22 protein-coding genes are annotated in these 22,714 nt (G+C 61.9%); 5 read left to right on the top strand and 17 right to left on the bottom strand.

Features of this window, described 5'->3' with window-relative positions; translation table 11 throughout:
• Positions 1-335: 335 nt before the first annotated feature.
• Positions 336-1,181 carry a DUF932 domain-containing protein gene (locus IFS44_RS17250; RefSeq protein ID WP_192099370.1) on the bottom strand — a complete coding sequence of 282 codons (846 nt, stop codon included), beginning with the start codon at positions 1,179-1,181 and terminating at the stop codon, positions 336-338.
• Between the two features lie 160 nt (positions 1,182-1,341).
• Between IFS44_RS17250 and IFS44_RS17245 the strand changes: the two genes are divergently transcribed.
• A complete protein-coding gene (locus tag IFS44_RS17245) occupies positions 1,342-2,091 on the top strand; it encodes a hypothetical protein (RefSeq protein WP_192099369.1) in 750 nt (249 codons plus the stop codon).
• 185 nt (positions 2,092-2,276) lie between these two features.
• Here the strand turns inward: IFS44_RS17245 and IFS44_RS17240 are convergent, their stop codons facing one another.
• Together IFS44_RS17240 and IFS44_RS22810 are read right to left on the bottom strand one after the other, a co-directional pair.
• Positions 2,277-3,005 (bottom strand): helix-turn-helix domain-containing protein, encoded by a 729-nt coding sequence (locus tag IFS44_RS17240; protein ID WP_342366468.1) that lies wholly within the window; start codon positions 3,003-3,005, stop codon positions 2,277-2,279.
• A complete protein-coding gene (locus tag IFS44_RS22810; protein ID WP_342366467.1) occupies positions 2,921-3,502 on the bottom strand; it encodes a DUF3768 domain-containing protein in 582 nt (193 codons plus the stop codon). Before IFS44_RS22810 ends, IFS44_RS17240 begins: the two co-directional genes overlap by 85 nt.
• A gap of 316 nt (positions 3,503-3,818) precedes the next feature.
• Between IFS44_RS22810 and IFS44_RS17230 the strand changes: the two genes are divergently transcribed.
• A complete protein-coding gene (locus IFS44_RS17230) occupies positions 3,819-4,076 on the top strand; it encodes a hypothetical protein (RefSeq protein ID WP_244650392.1) in 258 nt (85 codons plus the stop codon).
• A gap of 193 nt (positions 4,077-4,269) precedes the next feature.
• Here IFS44_RS17230 and IFS44_RS17225 read toward each other — a convergent pair whose 3' ends face one another.
• A complete protein-coding gene (locus tag IFS44_RS17225) occupies positions 4,270-4,434 on the bottom strand; it encodes a hypothetical protein (protein WP_192099366.1) in 165 nt (54 codons plus the stop codon).
• 550 nt (positions 4,435-4,984) lie between these two features.
• Here IFS44_RS17225 and IFS44_RS22335 point away from each other — a divergent pair.
• Entirely contained in the window at positions 4,985-5,401 is a 417-nt protein-coding gene (locus IFS44_RS22335; RefSeq protein WP_342354870.1) for a response regulator, read from the top strand.
• A 94-nt stretch (positions 5,402-5,495) separates the two neighbouring features.
• Here IFS44_RS22335 and IFS44_RS17215 read toward each other — a convergent pair whose 3' ends face one another.
• The 10 genes from IFS44_RS17215 to IFS44_RS17175 form a co-directional block, all read right to left on the bottom strand.
• Positions 5,496-5,906: a single-stranded DNA-binding protein gene (locus tag IFS44_RS17215; RefSeq protein ID WP_192099364.1), complete on the bottom strand. Its 411-nt coding sequence runs from the start codon at positions 5,904-5,906 to the stop codon at positions 5,496-5,498.
• Between the two features lie 884 nt (positions 5,907-6,790).
• Complete coding sequence (locus tag IFS44_RS22950) at positions 6,791-7,594, bottom strand: strawberry notch-like NTP hydrolase domain-containing protein (protein ID WP_446740865.1); 804 nt, start codon at positions 7,592-7,594, stop codon at positions 6,791-6,793.
• On the bottom strand, positions 7,584-8,366 hold the full coding sequence (locus IFS44_RS22325; protein ID WP_244650391.1) for a hypothetical protein: 783 nt from the start codon (positions 8,364-8,366) through the stop codon (positions 7,584-7,586). The genes IFS44_RS22950 and IFS44_RS22325 overlap by 11 nt, the downstream gene beginning before the upstream one ends.
• A 177-nt stretch (positions 8,367-8,543) precedes the next feature.
• On the bottom strand, positions 8,544-9,446 hold the full coding sequence (locus tag IFS44_RS17205) for a replication initiator protein A (RefSeq protein ID WP_031393304.1): 903 nt from the start codon (positions 9,444-9,446) through the stop codon (positions 8,544-8,546).
• Positions 9,447-9,711: 265 nt separating this feature from the next.
• Positions 9,712-11,046 (bottom strand): plasmid replication protein RepC, encoded by a 1,335-nt coding sequence (repC, locus tag IFS44_RS17200; protein WP_192099363.1) that lies wholly within the window; start codon positions 11,044-11,046, stop codon positions 9,712-9,714.
• 679 nt (positions 11,047-11,725) lie between these two features.
• Positions 11,726-12,196: a MarR family transcriptional regulator gene (locus IFS44_RS17195; protein WP_192071722.1), complete on the bottom strand. Its 471-nt coding sequence runs from the start codon at positions 12,194-12,196 to the stop codon at positions 11,726-11,728.
• On the bottom strand, positions 12,166-12,648 hold the full coding sequence (locus tag IFS44_RS17190; RefSeq protein ID WP_192099362.1) for a hypothetical protein: 483 nt from the start codon (positions 12,646-12,648) through the stop codon (positions 12,166-12,168). Before IFS44_RS17190 ends, IFS44_RS17195 begins: the two co-directional genes overlap by 31 nt.
• 112 nt (positions 12,649-12,760) lie before the next feature.
• Positions 12,761-13,039: a hypothetical protein gene (locus tag IFS44_RS17185; RefSeq protein WP_244649247.1), complete on the bottom strand. Its 279-nt coding sequence runs from the start codon at positions 13,037-13,039 to the stop codon at positions 12,761-12,763.
• Between the two features lie 27 nt (positions 13,040-13,066).
• Positions 13,067-13,558 (bottom strand): LuxR C-terminal-related transcriptional regulator, encoded by a 492-nt coding sequence (locus IFS44_RS17180; RefSeq protein ID WP_192099361.1) that lies wholly within the window; start codon positions 13,556-13,558, stop codon positions 13,067-13,069.
• Between the two features lie 231 nt (positions 13,559-13,789).
• Positions 13,790-14,101, bottom strand: coding sequence for a hypothetical protein (locus IFS44_RS17175; RefSeq protein WP_244649245.1), 312 nt, complete (start codon positions 14,099-14,101; stop codon positions 13,790-13,792).
• 728 nt (positions 14,102-14,829) lie between these two features.
• Between IFS44_RS17175 and IFS44_RS17170 the strand changes: the two genes are divergently transcribed.
• A complete protein-coding gene (locus IFS44_RS17170; protein WP_192099360.1) occupies positions 14,830-17,067 on the top strand; it encodes an ATP-binding protein in 2,238 nt (745 codons plus the stop codon).
• A gap of 117 nt (positions 17,068-17,184) precedes the next feature.
• On the opposite strand, the gene IFS44_RS17165 is transcribed toward IFS44_RS17170, so the two are convergent.
• The 3 genes from IFS44_RS17165 to IFS44_RS17160 form a co-directional block, all read right to left on the bottom strand.
• A complete protein-coding gene (locus IFS44_RS17165; protein ID WP_342366465.1) occupies positions 17,185-18,108 on the bottom strand; it encodes a family 43 glycosylhydrolase in 924 nt (307 codons plus the stop codon).
• Between the two features lie 80 nt (positions 18,109-18,188).
• A complete protein-coding gene (locus IFS44_RS22640) occupies positions 18,189-18,323 on the bottom strand; it encodes a hypothetical protein (protein WP_267895098.1) in 135 nt (44 codons plus the stop codon).
• A 50-nt stretch (positions 18,324-18,373) separates the two neighbouring features.
• Positions 18,374-21,175, bottom strand: a complete 2,802-nt coding sequence (locus IFS44_RS17160; RefSeq protein ID WP_206757860.1) for a TonB-dependent receptor — start codon at positions 21,173-21,175, stop codon at positions 18,374-18,376.
• Between the two features lie 376 nt (positions 21,176-21,551).
• On the opposite strand from IFS44_RS17160, the gene IFS44_RS17155 reads away from it, so the two are divergent.
• A complete protein-coding gene (locus IFS44_RS17155; protein ID WP_192099357.1) occupies positions 21,552-22,712 on the top strand; it encodes a cellulase family glycosylhydrolase in 1,161 nt (386 codons plus the stop codon).
• The last annotated feature ends 2 nt before the right edge of the window (positions 22,713-22,714 follow it).

Here is a 22,714-nt window from a genome sequence, read left to right as displayed (position 1 = left end):
CGCGATCATCGGCCTTCCCGATAATCGCGCCGCGCCATGCGGGAACGGTCATCGTGCAAACCTCCGGTTTCGGATGCCAGCGGCGCGGCGCAGCTCGTGCGCGACGCATACGCGGCAAGGCGGATACGTGTTGGCGTCCAGCCAGTTGACGAAGGAAAGAGCGGCGCGGGCTGGGGCCAGGTGACGCCAGCGGGTTTGTGCAACGGTCGTCATGGGTCTGTCTCCGTGACGGCACGACGCGACCCTGTTAGGGGGCGCGCGTCGGCTTGGGGTCTGTCTCCGATTGTCGGCAAAACCGGGGGGGGCGGCGCTGCAATGCCGTCCCCCCACCTTTGTTAGGCTGCGGCCTTTAGGCGCTGCATCCCCTCGGCCAGTGTCCACATGGCCCGATTGAGGCTGACATTCTGGTCAATGCCGTTGATCGCACGCGACTTGCTGCGGCGAATGCGGCCCTCGTCGGTGCGCTTCATCCCGTGCACGCCGCCACGAATGACGTTCTCCTGAATGACGTTAAACGTGCTCCAGACACTGCCGCCCACATCGGCCGAACGGCGCGGCTGAATGATCTGGTCGGGACGGATGGGGCTTTCGTCGTCGCCGTAGCGGGCGATCAATGCCGCCTCACCGAAAACGCGCTGCTCGGCCTCGCTAAGGCGCGTTCCCTTCATTTCGGCCGTGGCGTCGATGATGCGCGGGAAGTCCTTGGCGATGGTGTACGCGCCTTCGATGATCTGATCCTGAATGTTGCCCTTGTGGGGAACGCGGACCTCCTGAAACTGATCGCCGCAAATCATGCCGTTGGTGCAGACGAAACGCAGCATCCCGGCGAACATCTGATAAGCGCTCGTGCCGTCATGGCTGTTGACGATGATGACCTCTGCGGCCTCGGCTTTGCCGATATCGTCGGGACGACGGAGGCGAAGCATGTGCTTCGTATGCGCCATGCGGCCCAGGTCGCGGGGCTTCGACTGTGCCGCGAAAAACGGTGCCCAACCCTCTTTGCGAAGGCCGTCGACCAGCTCGATCGTCGGGACATAAACGTAACGCTGCGAACGGCTGTTGTGCGCTTCTTCCGCGAAGATCGAGGGGACGAGGGCGCGGAGCGTGTCGTTGTCGAGTGCTTCCGAACCGCGAATCTGGCGGGCGTTGCGAGCGAAGCGGGTTGCGAGGGTGGCGTTCATGGGTCTGTCTCCGGTTGGTGATCGCCGCTGCAAATCGGCGGGAAGGCCGTCCTTCCACTTACGATATTAAACGATATCATTTGCTATGCAATAGGTATTTTGCATATTGCCTAATATTTTTCGATATCGTATTGTTTTGGGGAGGTTAGGAGGCTTTTAGATGCTGCTCACGCCCGAACTCGCTGCCATGTTTCCAACGCTGGGGGAGCATGACGAACCCTATAGCTGGTCCTTATTCGAGGTAGGAACGCAGCCCTCGGGCTGCCTGATCGCCATCGGCACGCTAGAAGAGGAAGGCGGGAGAAACCGCGAATTGAAAGTGCGGGTGGTCGAGGTGACGAGGCTAGGATGGCATCGCTTGGTGATGACTAGCCTCGGCCGTTTCTCCGGTTCCGGGGTCAAGCTGACAGACGGTTTTGTCGAGGTGATCCATCCCCGTTTGCGAGCGCAGGGGATAGGAACGCTCGTGTTCAACGTCGTTACCGCATGGGCGCAACGCACCTTCCCCGGCGTGGCCGTCGATCCCATAACCCTAGTTCGTCCAGATACTGCGGCGCAGTTCGACCGCCTGACGCGGTTCTATGGTCGGTTCGGTTTCGCCTGGGATCGCCCGGCCGATGGCTGGGGTCGCCATTTCCCGTCTAAGCCGATGACGGTCGACGCTCTCAAACAATATCCGGAAGAGCTGTTGGCAGACGTGCGCCGCGTCGACCTGACGGCCGGTTTAACCGCGATGATTGATCGGATGCTAGAAGCCGACGACGATCGCCGGATGATCGCCGTCCTGCGCGATCAGATCAACGAACGCCGCGACCGCTGGCGAACGAGTGGCTATCGCCTCAATCTGCTAGGCTATGGAATTGCGGCGCTCGCTGGGTTCGGCGCTGCTCGGGCGCTGTTCCTGCTATAGTCGGTGCCGCTCTCGTCGTGTTCGTGACCCTTTGCACCGTTTCAACGGGACGAACGCGCTCAAATGGAAGCTGACAAAGCCGCTTGCTCCATCGTGGAGCATCGTGGCGGCGCAGCCGACACTCCCGCACTATCCACAAGGAAACCGTTCTAGATCCTTTCCAGTGGCTTCCTCGCCTCCCGCCATCAGGCGAAAACGTGTTGGCCGACTAGGCCAACTCCATCCGAGCTATGATTAAATGAATCTATTAGCGGTTGCGTCTGTAATTGAGACTCGCTGTCTCTCCGATCGATCGCCGCGCCAAATTTCTCCAGCATCTTCCCCAACTGCCCGCCTACTGTGGCTTTCGCGAAGTCGCGGCAGGAGAGGGTGGCTAGCATAGCCTTCGTCTCGGCCGCGCTGTCGGCGTGGTGCTGCTCGTGATCGATCGGGACCGGCGCCGGTCGCATCCAGCGCGGGAGATAGGCCAGGACGCGCGCCGGCAGCATCGTGCGATAGGCATTCGACGTTTGCTTGTACCGCGGCCCTATGCCCTCGACCTCAACCCGCTTGAAACGGCGCTGGCGGGCAATGAAGCCGACTGCCTCCAAAATCCCCAATGCACGCGCGACCGTTGCCCGGCGAATGCCCGTCTTTTCCATCAACCATTCATAGGTCGGATAAACCCGCCCTGCGTTAAGCCGCGCCAGCTCTAGAATCCGCTCAAATATCAGGATCACGTTCCCGTTGAGCGATAGGATAGCGCGCTCGATCCGCGACGCCTTGCGCGCCTCGCGGCCGATCGTCGCCCGGATTGCCGAACGACGCGCGCAAAGCTCCTTTGCTGCCTTCAACGTCTTGTCGGTTTCGCCCTTCGCGGGAACCGCGAAAAACATATCCTCGAACGTGCCTTCTTCGATGCTGTTACGCAGCACCGGCGCGCCGGTCCTATGCGCTGCACCTGACGGCTTAGGCTTACGCGCGGAGTTCCATCCGCCGATCGCGCTCCGCGCAATCTCGCCAATCGATAATGCTTCCATCGTCCATCCCCTCGATAGGGCTGGGACAGGACGCGCGTCGTTTTGAAGGGATCGGCCGGATCCTCTGAACCCGCGCTCAGGTCGTGATTGTAATAGTCGATCTTCCAGTAGCATTCGGTGCCTTCAAACCGGAACCGGCCCAGGTCGTGCTCGCCATACGGGTCGATGGCGTCGTCAAAGCCATCGAAGTCGCGAACCTCTCGGAGCAGTTCCGCCCGCTTGCGGAAGTTTCGGAAAAGAGTGACGTCGCCGATCAGATCTGCGATCCCGCTGGTCATCACGATACGGTTGTTGCCCGGGACGGTGAGATGCTCGCGCAGCCAGTCGTTGAGGCGGGCGATCTCCGCTGCGCCACCCTTGGCGTGGTTTGATTGGGGCGTTTGCTCGGCCATGATGGTCTCCTGCCATTGACCCCGACGATCGGGGCCTTTCGACAGGCGACAGGACGGGCGGGGCACAGGTCGCTCGCGCACCCATAGGGTCGAAACGGAGTGGAGAAGCCCGCTGGCGGGCTTGCGCGGGGGAGCGCCCCGGCCAGGACGTACGAGCCCGAAATGCCGCGCGGATCGTCGACACGGGAAGACTTCAGGTCCATGCTGATGCTGGACGACCACGCCGATCGCGGCGTATCGTTTGATCATGGAAACGGCTGCCGACATCGTTGCCCTGTGGCCCCGCTGGATGGACAGCGCTGGCGATATGCTCCGGATGAAGGCGTTGGTCCGGACCCGGTGCTGCAAATGCGGGACGCTAATGCGGGCCGAGCTGGAAGACATCGTGGCACGCCGCGGCTCCGACTATTCGCTGGTCGACAAGCTGGAGCGCTGTCGGATGGTCGAGTGCGAAGGGTCTACCTTCTATCTGGTGTCGCGAACCTATGGCCGCGAATGGGTGACGCTCCTGCGCGACCCGCGGCTGATGAAGGTGTTCGAGGAACTGCCGCCTGTCCGGACGGCGTGGAGCTGATTGCCCGCCTTCGGAAGAGATACCGCCTGAATTTGGATCCCGCACCCAAGCGGTGGGTAGAAGGGGGCAGAAGCGCGTCGTCCAGCGGCGCTGCCGTGCTTGCGCAGCGGGGCCGGGGCGGGCTCGATGCCCGCTCCGGCGCCTTCACGGTTGACGAGCGGGGAGGGGAGGGGGGCCGAAGCCCCCGGGAGGCTCAGGCGTAAGGGTCGTATTCGTTGACGATCGTGAGCGAGCTGTCGTGATCTTCGGCGGTGATGACGACGTACCCCGTGCCGACGGCGATGACGATGGTTGCCACCATGAGGGTTCTTGCTAGGCACATGGCGTTTTTGCGGGCGATCCAGATATCGTTGAACATGTCCGAGGCTCCTGTGAAGCCGGCGGGGTTCATCCCCGCTCGACAGGCGCCCGACAGGACGGGGAAGGGCCGCGATCACTTTGTTGCCGCAGGCAAGAAAGCCGTAGCAAAGCGCCCGGACCCCTTGCGGGTTGATCGTACAGGGCCCTGAGGCGGCCCAAGGATTGCGCCTCAAAAGCGGGGGGGAAGCCCGCCTGCCGGGAACGTCGTGCTCAGCGTTGGTTTGCCAGTAACGCGCCCCTCGCAGGCGCGGTGGACACCTGCCCAGTCCGTGCCCCTCTCTGCGCCCCGATGTCGACGGGGACAGTGCGCTGCGCGGCGGTGCAGCCCCGGCCGGGCCAGGATGGAAGGAAGTTGCCGCTTTCCGGAAAGATGTTTCCGCGCTGTGCGTCCGTCAGTCGATCGTCACCCGAAAGGGCCGAGACCGGCTACGGCATCGGTGAAGCGAAGCGGAATAGAGCGACGGTCCCGGCTTCGCCGGGAGACGCCATCTCATTTCGAAACGCCAACAACGGCAACCAGATTTTATAACGAGGCTTCAGATCGGAAGGTGATCTCTACCGTCGCTTATGCCTTGGTAGTCGATGATGATCCGCTTATCCTGATGCACGCGTCCGACGCTCTCGTGGCCGCCGGGTTTCGCTTTCACAAGGCGGGTACGGGGGATGAGGCGAAGACCCTCCTGGGCGATCATGCCGACAATGTGATGCTCCTGTTGTCCGACGTGGAGATGCCCGGCGACACCGACGGGTTTGCGCTAGCCCATCACGTTGCCCACCATTGGCACGGGATTGAAATTGTGATCGCAAGCGGCAACCGGAAGCCGGGTCCGGGTCCGGGTCCGGGGGTCATGCCCGACAAGGCTACGTTTATCGGCAAACCGTTCACCGATCGCATGGTTCACCGACATCTTAGGCAGACGCTACCGGACAACAAGCAACCCGAGCAGCTCAAGCGGGCGGTTTAGCTGAGTTTTCCTGAACTTGTGACCTTACGGTCCTGATCGCCAATGAACGCGATAAGAGGCCCGGAGCGTCAGCTCCGGGCCCGTACTGCCTCCCTCAGAAGGGGACGTCATCGGCCTCATTTTCCTGCGCGGCGCCTTGGCGTTCCTGGCGGTTCTTGCCGTAGGAGAGGAAGGTCACTTCGTCGGCGATGATCTCGACACCGTAGCGCTCGATATTCTGGTCGTCGGTCCAGCGGGTGTAGTGGATGCGGCCCCGGACCATGACCTTCTGGCCCTTCTCGACATACTGCGCGACGGTCTGGCCGACGCCGCTGAAGCAGGTGATCCGGTGCCATTCGGTGTCCTCGACTCGGCGAACTTCGCCATCCTTCATGGTCTTGCCGTCCTGGTCACGCTTGGGACGCGAGGTGGCGAGGGAGAAGTTGGTGATCTTGGTGCCGCCCTGGGTGGTGCGGACTTCAGGCGTGGCGCCGACGTTGCCGGTGAGGATGACGAGGTTCTGCATTTCGAAGTTCCTTTTTTTACTCGCCGGGGGGTCCGTCCCCTCGACTGAGCACCAAAAAAGACGGCCAGGACGCCCCCTCCACCGCAAGCGCGTAGACGCGCAGGGGAACCCCGATCAAAAGGGTGGTGCGGGCAGCCGTGGCACACGGCAACTCGGCCCGAATGATCGCGGGTTGGAGGGGGTGGACGGCCGAATTAGGTCGTTCAGGAAAGAGAGGGGATGGACCGCCCGGCGGGCAGCGGTCATGGAACCGTGAAGCAGTACGTCTTTGTCGCGTTACTCGTCCGGAAGTGCCACTCTGCCTCAATCCTGTTATCCCGGGCGCCTCTGACACTCTCCCTCGCTGGTGCTCGCGCCCTGCGCCGGTGTCTGTGGTGAAGGATGATGGTTGCGGCGTGGACCTTGGTGCGGCTTTCGCTGACACGGCGCGCGCGCGCCGAGCATGTCGAGATGACGATGGGACGGTTCGTGCTTCGCAGCATCCCGCCCGGACTGCAGGAACCAAGCGCGGCTGACGTGCCTGCCGGTAGTGCGTCCCGCCTGGCACACCGCGGCGAAGCCGGCGCAAAGGCCATCGCTGTGAGTTAGCGTGCGGCCTGAACGAGAAGCACACAGCGCGGGGCAGACTCCGGCCTCGCCCCACGGAACCGCTCCGCGTCGGAATCGCGATCTGGGCGCGATAAGCCCCGTCAGTCGATCGTCACCCGGACGGGCCAAGACCGGCTAGGAACTCGGTGGAGCGAAGCGGCATAGCGCGCTGGTCGTTACACTATTCGCCACCAACCATCGCGAGCTTGCCCCTTAGGAACCAGTCATCACCGCTCGGCTGTTCGCCTTGGGAGCGTGCACGACCGATCATGGCTTCGACAGCGCGATCCGCGTCCTCACCATGCAGGCGGGGGGCCGAAGCCGGCGACGGTGACGCAAAGCCTCTTGCCGCTCGCGCGAGGAGCGCCGAGGTTGCTTGCGGCGACCGCGCAATCATTGATCCAAGATGATCGCGGCGACCTGGCGACCCTTGCCGGCGCCGGTGCCGTCACCGAGGAAGAAGCCGGTCCGGTACGGACGGCCATCCTCGGAGAAGCGATTGAGAGACCTTCCTCGACGGATTTGAACAGGCCGAGTAGGTTACGCCCAAACGCGTCGCCGGCATAAATCAGCGTCTCGAGCTGTGCGTCGGAGAGCGCCTTCGCGTAGACGACAGCCTGGGGCAGGGTCGGAACATAGATTGGCCGCGGCGCTGTGATCGAAGCCATGGCGATCGATTCTACCAGCGCGGTTGGATGCGCCGACGCGCAACCGATCGCGATACGGCTTGGCCGATAGGGCAGGTACACACCGACAGACTCCCCCGTCGGAAGTGGCTTGGCAAACACGGTGTAATCGATCGGCGTTGCGGTCTGCGACAGCGCGCCTTTTGCGGGTGGTGCGCTCAGCCGCGGTTTGCTCGCCAAGCCGCCAAAACGCGAGCTGCGCCCGCGGGGGCGGATGAGCAGCGAGGCCGTGCGCGGGACAGGCGCGGACACAGACGGAGCGGTCTTGGCGGTGATCGCCGCGGGCGCATCGGCGAGCGTCGTGCAGCGGATCATCTCGGCAGGCGTGCCGGTCACCTTTTCCAGCACCATGATCTTCACAGGTTGGCTGGTGCCATGCTTGGCATAGGCATTCGCCGGCAGTTCAAGGTGCAACGTCAGCGTACAACCCTCGGTCGCCTTCGCTCACGCGCGACTCGACGTGTCGACGCGGTCGGGCAAGATGGCGGCGCAGCGGCCTCCCGTGCCCAGACGCATCAAAGCGGTGCGAAGATGCCGGAACGCTGTTTGGCGGTCGGCGTGACGACCGATGCTGCGCGATAAAGGCGGATTGATAAGAACGGCCGTAAGGCCGGATGCTCGGCGCCAGCAGGTCGTGAATCAGCTCGGCGTCGTGCCGCGTGACGGCAGCCCCGGGGGAGTCGGCTGCGAGCATCTCGGCGCGAGCCGGATCGATCTCGTTCAGGACTAGGCGAGCATTGGCGCGGGAGGCGAACTCAGCGAGGAGACCAGTGCCGGCAGATGGCTCGAGCACCAGGTCCGTGGGCGCGATGCGCGCAGCGAGCGCGGCGAGGTACCCGATCGGCGCCGGTGTCGAGAATTGCTGGAGCTCAATCTGCTCTTCGCTGCGAACAGTGTGGGTCGGCAGATTGGCGACCAGTTCGGTAAGTGCAGCGACACAAGCGCCAGGATCGGCGGGAAGGCCTGCTTTTGCGAAGTACATGACTTCGACGAGTTCGAGCATGTCGCGGAGCGACCAGCGACCAGCGACCATCTGCAGTCGAAGCGCCATAGGCTTGCTCCATGACCCACACAGCATGTCGCGCTGGAGCGATCCATTCTTGGCAATGGTTTCGGCGACGGCCTTGGCAGCGGTGACTGACGGTTCGGTGAAATCGAGTTTGAGAGCTGCGTCTGAGGTTCGCATCGAGGGCCTCGGTTAAGTCGTCCGGTGATCATCACCGAATCAACAAGCCGAAGGCTCCCTCTCCTCTGAACACCTTGTGCCCGACAAAGCATAGCGACCGCGAAGCCATCTTCCAAAGCCGGTCGGGCGGCGTCGGCCGCGGCTAGTCGCGCAGGATGTCAGGCATATGGATCGATATCACGCGGCCAACGTGGCCCGACCGCCTGTCGACCGATCCTTGGGCCTCATTACAACGACCGTTTCTGGCTTCCCGACCCGTCGTCCTAGTTTATCCCGCGCAGGGACCTCCGGAACAACTTCGCGCACTTCAATTGAGTAGCTCGGCATCTTATTGTCGGCCGCAATCTTCTTCAGCTGACTTTTCAACGTGCGTAGCGGCGACGTGGAGCCGATTTTCGCACCCAGCATCTCCAGAGGCATTTCATATTCTTCATCACGACAATAGCAGTGCGCCAATTCATAAAGGCGTCGTTCAATCGAGCCAAGACGAAAATAGTCGTTGTGGTAGTCATAGATACGACTGTCACGTGAAACCGCGCGGACGAGCCAGTCACAGAGCTGGACGCGGACCGGCATGAGTTGATCGACGCCGCTCGCTGTTTCGCGAGTTGTCGCCTGCGCCTCCGCGAACCATGAGAAGAAGCCCTTCGTCCCCACGGTGCCAGTTTTAATGTTTGTTCGGATTTGCGTGCCCTGTAAACGACCGAGTGCTTCGATGAAGCGATCGTAATCACGCTTCGATGGGCGACCGACGCCGGTCGCCCGGAAGAAGTCGTGTGCATTGAAGGTAAAGACGTTCTGTACTTCACCCCCGGTCCGGCCAATATGCTGCACCATCAACGACAGGACGTAGATCAGGACTTCTTTATCCCACATCGTCGCGATACCGCTCGAACTGGGCTTGATCTCGATTTTGACGCCGTCCATCTCGTAGGTCATGGCCTCCATCTGAGGCCGCTTCGCTAACGAGAATAGTGGAAAGTCCATGATGCTCTGCTCGCCGCGGACTTTGCCGTGCAGCGGGCTGTCGAGATAGTCGAACAGCTTGCCCTGGGAGAGAGCGACTTCTCGCGAATCCATCGTCCGGGCTCCCACCAGCTTCACTTAGCAAGGCCGCTTATAGCGGATCGGCCGCAAACCTGCAGTCGGATAAGCGACCGCGTTATCGATAGCACGAGGATTTGGAGCGATTTAGCCGGTAAATCGGGGTGTGTTTCACATTTTGATAGGTACGGGCCACCGCAAACCCGGTCGAGACTCGTGCTATCGGTAACGCCGTGAACCTCATTCGGAGACCCGGTGTGCAGTACGAGTTCCAGGTCTTTGAGAAGGTGACGAAATCCTGTCATCGCAGTTCAGCCCCCCGGGAAACCAGCCGCGACATCAGGCTCCCGATCGGCGTCGCGTCGGTCCCATCGGACATCCCCCGCATGGCGACCGTGCGGCTCGTGTCCTTGAGGCCGTGGAGCGTCCGCCCAAGGTTCAATTCGCCCTTGTCAGCCTTGCTGCTCATTCCGCGGAGATACGCGCCGGGCCGCTGAACCTCGCCGCGCCGGTATTTCTGGATCGTGGCGATGACGGAGGCAGCGGCACCTCGCTGGCCCATGATGCGACAGGCTTCCTTGAACGCGTGATTGCTGATCCCCGACTGTCCCGCAAGACGCTCCGCGGTGGCGACCACCTCGCCCCACGATCCATCGCGGTGGAGCAGACCGGAACAGAGCTCCGGCGCGATCGACATCATGAATCCCGGATCGACACCGTGTTTCTCCAGATCGTCGTCGACTGCAGTTTGAGGTTGAGAGGAGAGGGCGTCCCCATTTTCACTACTTTTTTTCGCTAAGCCGCTACTGGTATCTGCTTTAGCTGATTGGAGTTGGCTTGTAGTTGTAGAGTGGATGTCCCTAGGTCCATCCCAGCATGAACTATCATCCTGATCGCTACCGGTACTGGGGACAGCGATCTCGGCCGAAACAGCCCCGGCTAAACGACGCGCACGCTCTTCGATCTGCTCCACACAGGCCGTCAGAAGGCCGACATCGCGGACGCAACGCATCTGGTCGGTGGCCATCAACGCCAACGCGAGATCGTCACCCGCCTTTAAATCGTGAAGATCGGCATCGAATACCGTTTGGGCCAGAGCCCTGATATTCCTGCGGGCAGCGGCAAGGCGTTTGCGGAGCACTGTCAGTGCCGCGTCCTCTGCGGCTCCCTTGGCCGCGCGGGCAGCAAATTCTTGAAGCCTGGTGCCGATCGGAGCGAGGACGATGCCGTAGCCCCATGTGATGAAGCCGTCGGCCCCGCGGCGTCCACCACGATGACCGTTCGGACTATCCCGAAAGCTGACCAGACCGAAGGCCTGTGCCTGATTTAAGAGCTTTTGAACCTGTCGGACGGTTACGCCCAGCTTTTGCGCGAGCAGGTCGTTCGACGGCCAAACGACGGGGATTTGTCCACCCTGCCAGTCCTGCGGCTTCGTCCAGGCAAACAGGAGATCGATGACGGAAACCACGCGCAGGGGGACGCCTATGTAAGGAGCCGCTCGTTTGAGCGCCGCAAGCGCTTTGGAAGGTGCCATTCCAGTTTCAAGACCGCAAAATTGCTCGGCAAGTTTCGTCGCCTTGGCGGCATGCTCGTCAAACCGGCGCAGTCCCCGGCCGGGGCTATGGGCAGCAGCCATTGTTCGTTCTCCCTGGGAGGGGAGCCCGTGCAGACAAAGCGACACCGTGGCGCCACGATCGACGCTTTGGGGTAGCAATAGGAAAGGGAGCCAGCTAAAGTGAGGTTTCTCACATCCGCCCTAGCAGGCGTCCCGAAAAGCCCGGCCTCGTGCCGGGTTTTTCATATCTGCACAGCGTCCCCCTTGATCGTTGTGACGCGCGCCCGAGTGGACGGCGGAGGTCAGCGTCGAGCTGATCCACAGCATCGATTGTTAAGCATCACTGGCGGGTCGGTCGTGCGCGATGAATCGTGCTATCAGTAACGGAATGGGTGATAATCACGTGCTATCAGTAACGACGTGTCGATCTTCGCTCGTGCTATCGATAACGCTGTCCCCAGAGGCACGTGCTATCGGTAACGCCGTCGCGCACTCGCTCGTGCTTTCGGTAACGGCGTGAGAATCGGGCGTTTCGGCAGTCTTACGTGACATGTTGCGCAGACGTAGAGCAGCCTCCTCATCGGCGCGCCGGGTAGGCGTGGCAGGGAAATGGCAATTGAGTCAGCGAGAGGCTGCAAGTTCAGGCTCGAAATTGGCTGATGCCGTTTGTCCAAGCAGGGGAGCGAGTTGGACGTTTTCGGGCATTCGATATGTCACTGGTGGCTGAAAGACCGGAGTCTAGTGTGACCCGTAGACATCGTCAGCCCGATCTCCGATCCTGTATTCGGAACTCGGCAATTTGAAGATCGAGCCACTGCTCCGAAGCGACAAGAAGGGGAGTGAGCGTACCGACGATCAGGCGGCGTCCGTCTTCGGGATCCGTTTGTCTGACTATGTATCCAAGCGCCTCGAGATGCTCGATGTGGCGCAAAGCGGTGGTCGTCGAGCCTCCGCTCAGCTTACATAGCTGGGACACAGCGATGCGGCGTCGCTCGCATGCGGCTACGTAAAGTTCCAGGATCATGTCCCAGCTCGGATCATAGAAGCGGACCCCGTTAAAGTGGGTCGCCCGCCGGCGCCGGCCGACCAACACCGCCCTAGCCTCGGCAAGCCTGCGCTCGGACAGCTCTCTCGCGTCTGGCGGCATAGACAGCAACGTCTCCTCTATCGCCTTGCGCGGCAGCCGCACAACGACGTCGATCAGGTCATCTCGTTCAGATGCTGCACCCATAATCGTCTCGATCCGTTTCGGATGTGGGGCTCGGCGTTCGCCGGCAAGCGGAGCGTGCCGAGCGCAAGCGTGCCAAGCGCGAGATAAGCGTAGATCCCAAGGCCTGTATGGTAGGCAAAGAGTGGCACACCGGGCAGCAGAGCGCCGAAGATGCTCATGAAGAGGTCGGCTACTGCAAAACCTGTTGCCCAAATTGGCCAGAAGCGGATCGTCGTTACGCTCAGCCAGTAGAAGCCCGCAGCGACGCCCGCATCAATCACCAGGATCAATACCTCACCCGGGGCCCAGCCTTCTTTCGCCGCGATCAATCGAATAGCAGTAGTGGTGGCGAACCCCGCCATGTTGATGAGCGCCCCCAATCGTTCCGGCCTGCCCCCTCTGAGTGCCGCGAAGAGCAGCACGCCGAACATGACGACGTTAAAGATGACCGCGAGGATTATCTGGGCGCTCATAGGATTTCTCGCGGCCTACCCGCCGTTACCCCCGCGGTGACGTAGCCTCCGCAATCCGCGGAACGTCGATCTCCTTGATCGAAACAGATGGCGGCTTCGGCAAGTTCTCGCCTCAGTTCGTTTCTGTCAGGCCCAGTTGGCGACCGACCTTCTCGACAGACAGATGTGCTCGCATTGCCAGCTGATCCTGAACATCAACGAGGGCCGACAGTGCCGCGACCGTCGCCTTTACCGTTTGCTGCGTCATCGCGGCAGATAAGCTGTGGGCCTCCGTCGCCTCGAGTATGGTCAGTAGAAATTGCGCCGTATCACGTGTGGCTAGAGTGATCGATCGCTCCGCTCGGCGCAGGTCGTCCGCGACGATCCGGCTTGTGTCGGAAAGTGATTGCATAAGGCCTCCTTGGGCACCGAGCGCCCATCACAGTGGTTTCAATCCAAGCAGGAGAAGCAGCGTTACGATCGCCATGCCGGCCGCAGTTAGGCCCAAGGGGGTCACGATCGAGATGATCGCGGTCCAGAAGGCAACCTGCTTCCAGGTGAGCATATTCGCTGCCGCCCCAGCGGTCGGCAACGGGAGGGGAAGCGGTAAAGTTGGTGGCGCGGAAGGTAGGTCGTTTGCAGGGGGTAAAGGCTCTACCCCTCCGTCGTACTCCGCCAGGAGCCGCGCGGCATCATAACGGGTCGGCACGCCGAGGATATTATTTGCCTTTAACAGCTGCTTATCGACCGCCCGGTGGCTGCTACCCGTGGCTGCCGCGATCTCCTTCGAGCTGCGGTTCTGAAGCACCAGGCGGAGATAAGACCGCTGACGATCGGTCAGCAGAGCAACGCGATCCGGTGTGCTTACACCCGGCGTCGGTGTTGGAGGCGTCCGTTGGGCAGGACGTTTGCCCGGTTCGATCGTCAGCATGCTCGTGAAAATACTCGCAACCCGGAATGATTCGGCTCCATGTCTGCGATGACTCCTGACGGGGCCCGTCTATCAAATCCACATCACAAGGTTCAAACGTCGCTCGAACGCGACGGACCGGGCACGTTCCAGAGCCCACGACGCCTCGCCGCTTTCTCACTTTCGACGCAGGCTGAAGCCAAGACCAGCGTAGCGATCAACTGCGATCGCCACTCAGCATGAATAATAGAGCTAATGGACGGAAGAGAATATGCAGACGGTTGCCGCTGTGTCGTTCAAGCGGGAAGCCCAGAAGGAAAGGATCTGCCCCTCCACCGGGCGATCGTCGGCTGTATACGCGGCAAACTCGGACAGGGTGCGGGCGAGTTCGGCACCTGTGATTACGCGTTCGCGTTCCAGTATTGTGGCCAGCAGCGCGAGCCAGTCGCCATGTGCCTGCACCAGCGCTTCAATCTGAAGCATTCCCGAACCACTGTTCGAGAAATCCTTCGAAGGGCTTTGGCGCCGGCGGAACCTCGTGAGCAAACTTTTGATCAAGGACATGGCGCGCGTTCCATCAACCGCCGGTAGCCGGGACGGTTGAACACGCGGCAACACTGGTAACCACGCCCCACGTATTCCCCGCACCGACAAACCGTAGCAAGGTCATGTATCTTGCGGGCCGCCCGACGGAAGTCGGGAACCCAGCATTCGACCGCACTTGCGGGCCAAGGATGGTGTTCAAGCCACGCCGCTATGGTACAAGGCTCAGGCGAAAACACGCTGTCATTGCAAAGCTAAGCGGACCGCAGCATCCTGGAAGCAGGCATCGCGCTCGTCGACGGAGCAATATGGCGGACGGCGCGCTCGTCGCTCGATCGGGGCGCGGGAGATCGCCCCGGCGATCAGCGTATCAATCGCCATGCTTTACCAGCAAGTTCCGGCATCCGAGCACGAAGCGATCCGGGATCGGTATTTGAAATGGACACAGATACACAGTTAGCGTCGGCAGGCTAGCTGAGGCGTCACCAAGCACCTGTTTGTCACACACGGGTGACGGGAACCGGGTTTTCCGTACTTTCGACCGCTGAAGGGCAATAAATGATGGAAAGGCGACAGTCCGCTTTCGGGAAGAGGATGGTGATCGGCCGACGTTCCTGGCGGGCTGCCGCCTTTTCCAAAAACGATCACAAAACGAGAAATTCTAGCGCTGGCTGCACTTCAAATCGATTGTACTCCGGTCAAGGGCACTGAGCGTTGCCCCGACCTTTACTACGAGCCAAGCCGGCGACGTGGCCGCATACGGCGCGCTCGGACTGCTCTGGGTAGGGCAGGCGCAGGCACTCGAGGTCACGCCTCCCGGTGAGATTGTCCGCGACAGCGTGCGCGCGACGCTGGAAGCCGAGGTTGGTACCATCATGGGCGGTGCTGCCTATCAGCGTGTCCGGCCCCGGATCGACAGCCAGTTCGCAGACTATTGGACCAACACTGGTCGGCCTGGCGCTCGACAGTCGACAGCCCGTACCGAACATGATGCGGCCGAGCGGGCTGCAACCGAAGCCGCAACTAGGCTCGCCGCCCTCGAGCAGGGTTTCGCTGATCTTGAAGCTGCTCGGGCCAGGCTGAAGCTCTTGGATCGCGATCTTGCCGATACGGCGGATGCAGATCGGCGAAGGGTTCTGGTCGATCAGGTCGACGTCGCACGATCCGCGGCGCAATTGCGCGATACGCGGCGGGCCAAGCAAGGTCGCCTTGCGGACCAGGTCAAGGCTCTCGAGGAACTTACCGCGCGTCTGGTCGATGCCCGCAAGGCCGTCAGCAAGACGGTCGCAGAGCTTGCCAGCGCCTTCGAAAACCGATCTGCCCTGGAAGAGGAATTGGCCAACGCGCGGGAGCGAGCGGGTACGGCGCGTGATCGGTTGGCGGCGGCCCGGGATACCCGGCGAAACGCCCATGCCGCGCTCGATGCTGCCGGCAGGCTGGTGGCCACCCAAGCACGCCATGTCGAGATCGCCCGAGCACGTCAGCGGCACGACGAACTACTGCCTCTTGGAGCGCAACTCGATGTGGCGCGCGAGCTTGGTAAGACGCTGATTCCACCCAACGTCATCAAGATGTTGGAGGAGCGCGAACGGGCCGTCGACAAGGCGCGTGCGGCCGTGGAGGCGGGTGCGACCCGGGTCGAGCTGACGGGCGATATCAGCGGCGTTCAGATCGACGGCATGCCAGCGGAGCCTGGCGACCGGACGCTATCGCGTGAGACGCGCATTCAGCTTGGTGGCGCCATGCTGATCATCCGGCCGCCAGCAGAGCTACAGAGCGCCGAAACAGTGCTGGTCAACGCCCGCGACGATCTGAGCGCTGTACTGGCTGACCACGGGGTGGCGAGTGTCGCCGATGCGCGAACTCATAATGAGGCTGCACGAGATGCCGCTGCTAACGCCCGTACGCTCGAGGTGAAAATCGCCGGGATGACCCCAGCCGTGCCGCTGCTCGGTATCGCAGGTGGTGCTTCAACCCTGAAGACTTTCGTAGCGGGATTGCACGAGAGCGCGGAAGGGGAGGGGAGTGAAGAGGGGCCAGACCTCGACGCATTGACGGCGATTGCGGCGGAAGCGGACTCCGCGCTTGCGAGAGCCGAGGGAGGCGATGAGGCAGCAGCAATGCACCTGCGCGAACTGGAAGCGCGCAATGCCCCTCTGATGGTTCAGGCAGCTGGCGCCGAGCGTGATGCCGCTAACGCCGAAGCACAGCTTGCTGCCCTTGAAGGCAAGTCTGAGGTCGCCAATCTGGATGAAGCCCTGTCGGAGGCTCGTCAGCAAGAGGCGGCAGCGCTGGTCAGCCTGCAGGATGCCGAGCGGGCAGCGACGGCGCATGACGTCTCCGCGATCGAGCGGCAGATCGCCGTGTTGGACAAATGCGCCGAGGTTGCCCGGACGCAGCGTATTGATCTTGAGAAGGTGATCGCCGGGCTCGAGGCGCGGATCGAAGCCGAAGGGGGCAAGGGCCTCGCGGACCGCGCTGCGGTCTCGCGAGACGAAGCGGAGGACGCGGCCGCTAACCTCGCGCGAGTGATGCAGGAGGCGGACACGTTGAGGCTTCTTCGCGATACGCTGGAAGGCACGCGTGCGGAGACGTCACGGACGTTCGTCGGTCCTGTTGCGCGCCGCGCGCGGCGCCATATCGAGCGACTTTTACCGGGCTGTGATCCGAGCTTCAGTGATGATCTGGGCCTGACATCTATTGTGCGCGGTGGTCTTGGCGAAAACTGCGGGGATCTCTCCCGGGGCACCCAGGAGCAGCTGGCCGTCCTGACCCGGCTTGCCTTTGCGGACATGCTATTGGAGCAGGGCGTACCCGTGTCGCTGATCCTGGACGACCCGCTCGTCTATTCCGATGATAGCCGGCTCGATCTTATGACCGAGATTCTTACCGATGCAGCGACGCGGATGCAGGTCATTCTACTGACCTGTCGCGATCGTGCCTTCAGGCATCTCGGCAACCGCATAAACCTAACGGGAGTCGAGTAGGGGCGCAGAGCGGGACGTCTGTTTTGAGGCGAAACTGGTGGAAAGTCGCCTGTCCGCATTCGCGCGGCGAGCGGCATGAGTAGCCGTTCGTCCAGATGACGGGCAGCCGCCTAATCGCTAATTGCCCGCGCAATTACCTATTCCGTGCAGCTTCGGGACCGCGTCGCCTTCGGTCATAATAACGGGCACAATAGTGCCGTCGGTGCCGTAGCATACCCGGTCGATCGCAACCTGGCGCTCGCCCTTAAGCGGCGCTGGACCGGGGGGCTGGTCCCAACGATGATACACAATCAACCACTCATCCTGTGGTGTACGGACGAAGCTGTGGTGGCCCGGCCCTTGATGTCGCGTGTTGCTCGTCAGGATTGCGCCACGGTAGCGCCACGGGCCGATGGGGGAGGGCGCAGTTGCATAATGGACCGAGTAATCAGGGCCGTTCCAGTGACCGTGGCTGTACGAGAGATAATACACACCATTCCGCTCGTGCATGAACGCACCCTCGGTGAAATTGGGCGGCTGGTGTACCGGAACTTCGCGCGCGAGACTGACCAAGTCGCGACTGAGTTCCCAGATACGCAGCTTCGCGCCGGCACTGCCGCCGGCGTAGAGATAGGCCTTGCCGGACCGTGGGTCGACGAATGCCATCGGGTCGATCGCCTCGAATTCCCCGTTCGCCTGACGACCGCCGGTGACCAGTGGCCGTCCGCTGTCGCGGTACGGGCCCTGCGGTGCGTCCGCGACGGCAACACCGATCCGGCTCGGCGTAGGGTTCTGCGGTCCGACCGAATAATAAAGATACCATTTGCCGTCCCGTGTCGCAACGCCCGGCGCCCACAGGAAATGCGCCTTCGCGCCATCGTCGCCGATCCAGCGGATTTGATCGCGGCGCAGGATCTCGCCACGGGAGGTCCAAGTCTTGAGATCACGAGACGAGAAGGCACCGAACCGGTCCGCGGCCCAGCTTCCGCCCGGGCCGCCAGTCGGAAAGATCCACATTTCGCCATCGATCATCATCGCATGCGGGTCGGCGCCCTGGAACACTGGGTTGCGGGCGAGGCCTGCCGCGGCCGTTACCAGAGCGACACCGATTGTGCTTGCGATCCACGGTCCCCAACGCCGCGTCATTGCGCTGGCTGCCCGGAGTCGAGCACGAACAAGAGATCCAGGTCGGGCGCCACACTCGGCGCATCGTTGGTGGCGTACGAGGCCGACATAAGCGCGCCGAGCCCCAGCGTAGCGAAGAAAGCAATCCGCATGACAGTATCTCCTATGATCGCTGTGTCAGGTCAGGTCAGGTCAGGTCAGGTCAGAACCGAAACCGGACGCCGAGCGAGTAGGTACGCTCGAGATAGAAGATCTGGCGTGCGAACTGATCGCCGGCGTCATCGAACTGGCGATAGCGCCGGATCGGATTGCCCAGAACGTTAACGATGTCGAACGCCAGCGTGACGCTCGGAATCGGCGTGACCGTTGCGGACAGATCGAGTTGCCCGCGCGCCTTCTCGATCACCCCGCCAGTGCGTTGAGCGCCGTTGACGTCGACGTCGAGCGGCTCCTGGCTGTAATATTGAACGAAGTCTGAGCGGAAATTATACGCGATCCGCGCCGAAAAGAACGGCCGTTCGTACAGCCCGACCAGGTTGTAAGTCCATTTCGACACGCCGTTGAAGCGTTGCTGCTGACCGGCGACGTTGGGGGACGTCGCGAGCGTCGATGCGAGATCGCCCTTAGAATCGACGTAGGTGCCGTTGGCCTGCAAGCCGAAGCCCTTCGCCCAGTCAGGCAGTCCGTCAATGTCGAGGAAGCTGGTGAAGCCGACTTCGACACCCTGGAACCGCGTTGCGCCGGTGTTTTCGGGCCTGGTGAAGCGCACGCGACCGTAAGTCGGGTCGGTAGTGAAGACGGTCGTGTTCGAGATGAAGCCCTGCGCATCACGCCGGAAGATCGCACCGGTCAGCGAGCCGGTCCGTGAAAAATACCATTCGAGGCTCGCGTCGTAGTTGTTTGACGTCAACGGCGACAGGTTTGGGTTGCCGGCCGTGATATTGCGGGCGTTGCTGTTTGGATCGTTCGAGTTCGGCGGATTGTTCGGATCGATCGTCGGCGGCGATCCGACGGTCAGTGCGGGATTGAGGTCGAAGAAGTTCGGCCGGGTCCGCGTCTGCGTATAGGCGAGCCGCAACTGCAGTTCATCGGTGGCGGCAACGCGCGCGCTGACGTTGGGCAGGTAATCGGTGTATTCGTTCTTCGCGGTGATCGGGGTGATCACGAAATTCCCCGGCGTCTGTTCGTCGCGCAGGAAGCCGCTGATCTGATTTTTCGTGCGGACGGCCCGCAAACCGACCACGCCGTCGACGACGACGCTGCCGATGTCGAAGCCGTATTTGACTTGAGCATAGGCTGCCAGCGCCTTTTCGTTCGCGCGGAAATTCTCCGAGGGATTGAACTCCGGTCGTCCAGCCGGCGCACCGTAGAAGCTCCGCAACGCGACGAGATTATCGCGGATGCTGCTCGAGGGGATTGCGGTGAAAGTATGGATCGGCAGCGTGTTGTTATAGCCAAACCCGGCCAACGTGCTTTCGGTGCTGACCGGCAGCGCGGTGATGGGAATCTGAGCCGGCAAGTTGAAAATATAGGGCGCGCCGCGATCACGGTTGGCGTCGCGATCGTTGTAGCGAATGCCGAACTGCAGGCGCTTAAGCAGGCCCTCGCCGATGTCGTACTGGACGTCGAAGCGCGACTGGATGTCCTTGCCGCCGACCTTGGTATATTCCTGGAAGAAGCCGCGGCTGAGGTAATTCGCCGGATCGGTCAGGTTGAAGGTGCCCAGGTCGAAACTCGGACCACCGTCCGTTCCTGGCGACTCGAAGACGACGTTGCGGACCGGCGAACTGCGGAACGTGTAGTCGATATTGACCGCATCGAACGTGTAGGTGCTGTCGGTGTAGGCGATGTCTCCGGAAATCTGGAGATTGTCATGTTTCCAGATTGCGCCACCGCCAGCCTGATACGTGTTGGTCGTCCCGTTGGCCGATCCATAATAGCCATCCGGTGCGTTAGCGCCCGAAACCGTCGCGCTTTGCGCGACGTTTGCGTTGCCGGGGCGCGTGACCACATTGTTCAGCTGGAAATCGGCGCCGCCGAAGTTCGGCACGAACATGAACCGGTTGGAATCGCGCCCACGATAACCTTGGTAGAGACCGTCGGCATAGATCTCGAGTTCCGGCGTTGGTTTCCATTGGAATGCGGCGTTGGCGGACGGCCGCCAGCGTCGACCATAGCCGAGGAAGAGCGACTGCGCGTCTGGATAGCGAACACCGCCGGTCGTGCCAGGCGCATTCACGGCATTGGTCGTCGCGACGACCAGCGATTGCTCGCGCGTTGAGTCCAGGAAATTGATGCCGACATAGGACGCGTTGACGAGCAGGCCCATCTCACCGATCCCGGTGTCCCAGCGGTCGCTGACGAGCAGATTGCCGTTCCAGGACATCTTGCCCGATTGTTGCCAGTTTACGCCGTTCAACGATCCCGACAGTTCGAAGCCGTTGAAGTCGAAGGGGCGACGGCCGCGGACGTTGACCTGGCCGCCGATGCCGCCTTCGATCAGGTTGGCAGTGCCGGATTTATAGACTTCCAGCGCTGCGACCGTGCCGGCAGGAAAATCCTGGATCTGGACGAAACGACCTTCGGCTGTGAAAATCTCGCGGCCATTATAGGTGGTGCTGAGATCGGGTAGGCCGCGCACCGTGACACCCGCCGACTCGCCGCCACCCCGCGTCACCTGCACACCCGACACGCGCGCGAGCGCGGACGACGCGAACGTGTCCGGCAGCTTGCCAATGTCTTCGGCGACAATCGCATCAACGATGCCGTCAGAATTGCGCTTGATCGCCTGCGCCGACTGAAGGCTGCGACGCAGGCCGGTAACTACGATCTCGCCGTCTCCCTCCGTAGGACTTTCCTGCAGCGATGGCTGCGGGGCGGCGGGGTTCGCGTTCTGATCGGAGGCGGTGGTCGGCTTGGGGAGATCCTGACCGCCCGCCCGAACTTCGGCTGTCGATTTGTCGGAGATCTGCGCGCTGGCGGACGCTGTGGTAAGCAGTGCCATGGTGGCTACGGATGCGCAGAGAAGCGCCTTCGCTTTCATGTCTCTCTCCCCTTCGATGTCGATGGTTTTCCACGCGACCTGATTCCACGCTAAGATTATCCTACGGAGCTGACAACCGTTTGTAGGACAATACCGAACAATTCTTCGGTTGGTTCTTGGTGATCCGGAGCGTGGCCAGCTAGGATGATCAAAGGCGCGGCGAACAGCGCTGCGGTGATGTGGCGCGTCGTTAAGTGAATGAACGGCACGATCGCCCAACAGGAGAGGACAACCGGTGAAACAACGCACGTCGAGGCAGATGCGGGATGGATCGGAACGAGAAGTTTGCTCCGATAAGCCGCATCGGAGGATTTCGGTCGGAAGAATCGTCGCGCCCATGAGGGCGCTGCCCCCCGTCCTGCTTGCCGCGATCGTCCTATCAGTCAGCCCCGCCCAAGCGAGGGGTCGCTGGACCGAGGGACAAGCCAAGGGATGGTATGCCGCGCAACCGTGGCTGGTCGGCGCAAACTATGCGCCATCAACTGCGATCAACCAGCTCGAGATGTGGCAGGCGGTAACTTGGGATCCCAAGCGGATCGATTATGAGCTCGGCCTTGCGCAGGGCATCGGCATGAACACGATGCGCGTCTTTCTTCACGACCAGCTCTGGCAGCAGGACCCCGAGGGCTTCAAGCAGCGGATAGGCGCGTTCCTGACGATCGCTCGGGCACACGGGATCAAGCCGTTGTTCGTCTTGTTCGACAGTTGCTGGGATCCGGATCCGAAACTCGGGCCGCAGCATCCGCCGATCCCCGGCGTGCACAATTCGGGGTGGGTGCAGGGGCCGGGAATGCCAGGTCTACGCGATCGCACGCGCTATCCCGGCTACAAGGCGTATGTGCAGGGCGTGATCGGTGCGTTCGCCAAGGACGACCGGATCCTCGGCTGGGACGTCTGGAACGAGCCCGACAATGGTGCCGACCAGTATAAGGGGCAGGAGGGCAAGGAGCCGCTGGTTCGCGCACTGCTGGCGCAGGTGTTCGACTGGGCACGCGAGTCCGATCCGTCCCAGCCGCTGACCTCGGGCGTGTGGATCGGAAACGATTGGACGCCGGGCGGCAAGACCTCACCGATGGAAAAGCTTCAGCTTGCGCAATCGGACGTGGTGACATTCCACGATTATAGTTGGCCCGAGACGTTCGAGCGGCGGATCAGGCAGCTTCTGGCCTACGATCGTCCTGTAATCTGCACGGAGTATATGGCGCGTGGCAACGGCTCGACCTTTGACGGTTCGCTGCCGATTGGCAAGCGCTACAATGTTGGGATGATCAACTGGGGGTTCGTCGATGGCAAGACGCAGACGCGTCTACCCTGGGACAGCTGGCAGAAACCGTACGTGCTGGCCGAGCCGACGATCTGGTTTCACGAGGTGTTCCGGAACGACGGCACGCCGTATCGGCAGGCCGAGACCGATCTGATCCGCCGATCGAGTGCAGCGCCGAAGGGTGTCGTACCGGTGGCCCTTTCCGAAGTGCCAGCGGTACGGCGCCAACGCTGAAG

It is taken from the genome of Sphingomonas sp. CFBP 13706, from assembly GCF_014842355.1.
Taxonomy (GTDB): domain Bacteria; phylum Pseudomonadota; class Alphaproteobacteria; order Sphingomonadales; family Sphingomonadaceae; genus Sphingomonas; species Sphingomonas aerolata.
This window is presented reverse-complemented; position numbering and strand designations above follow the sequence as displayed.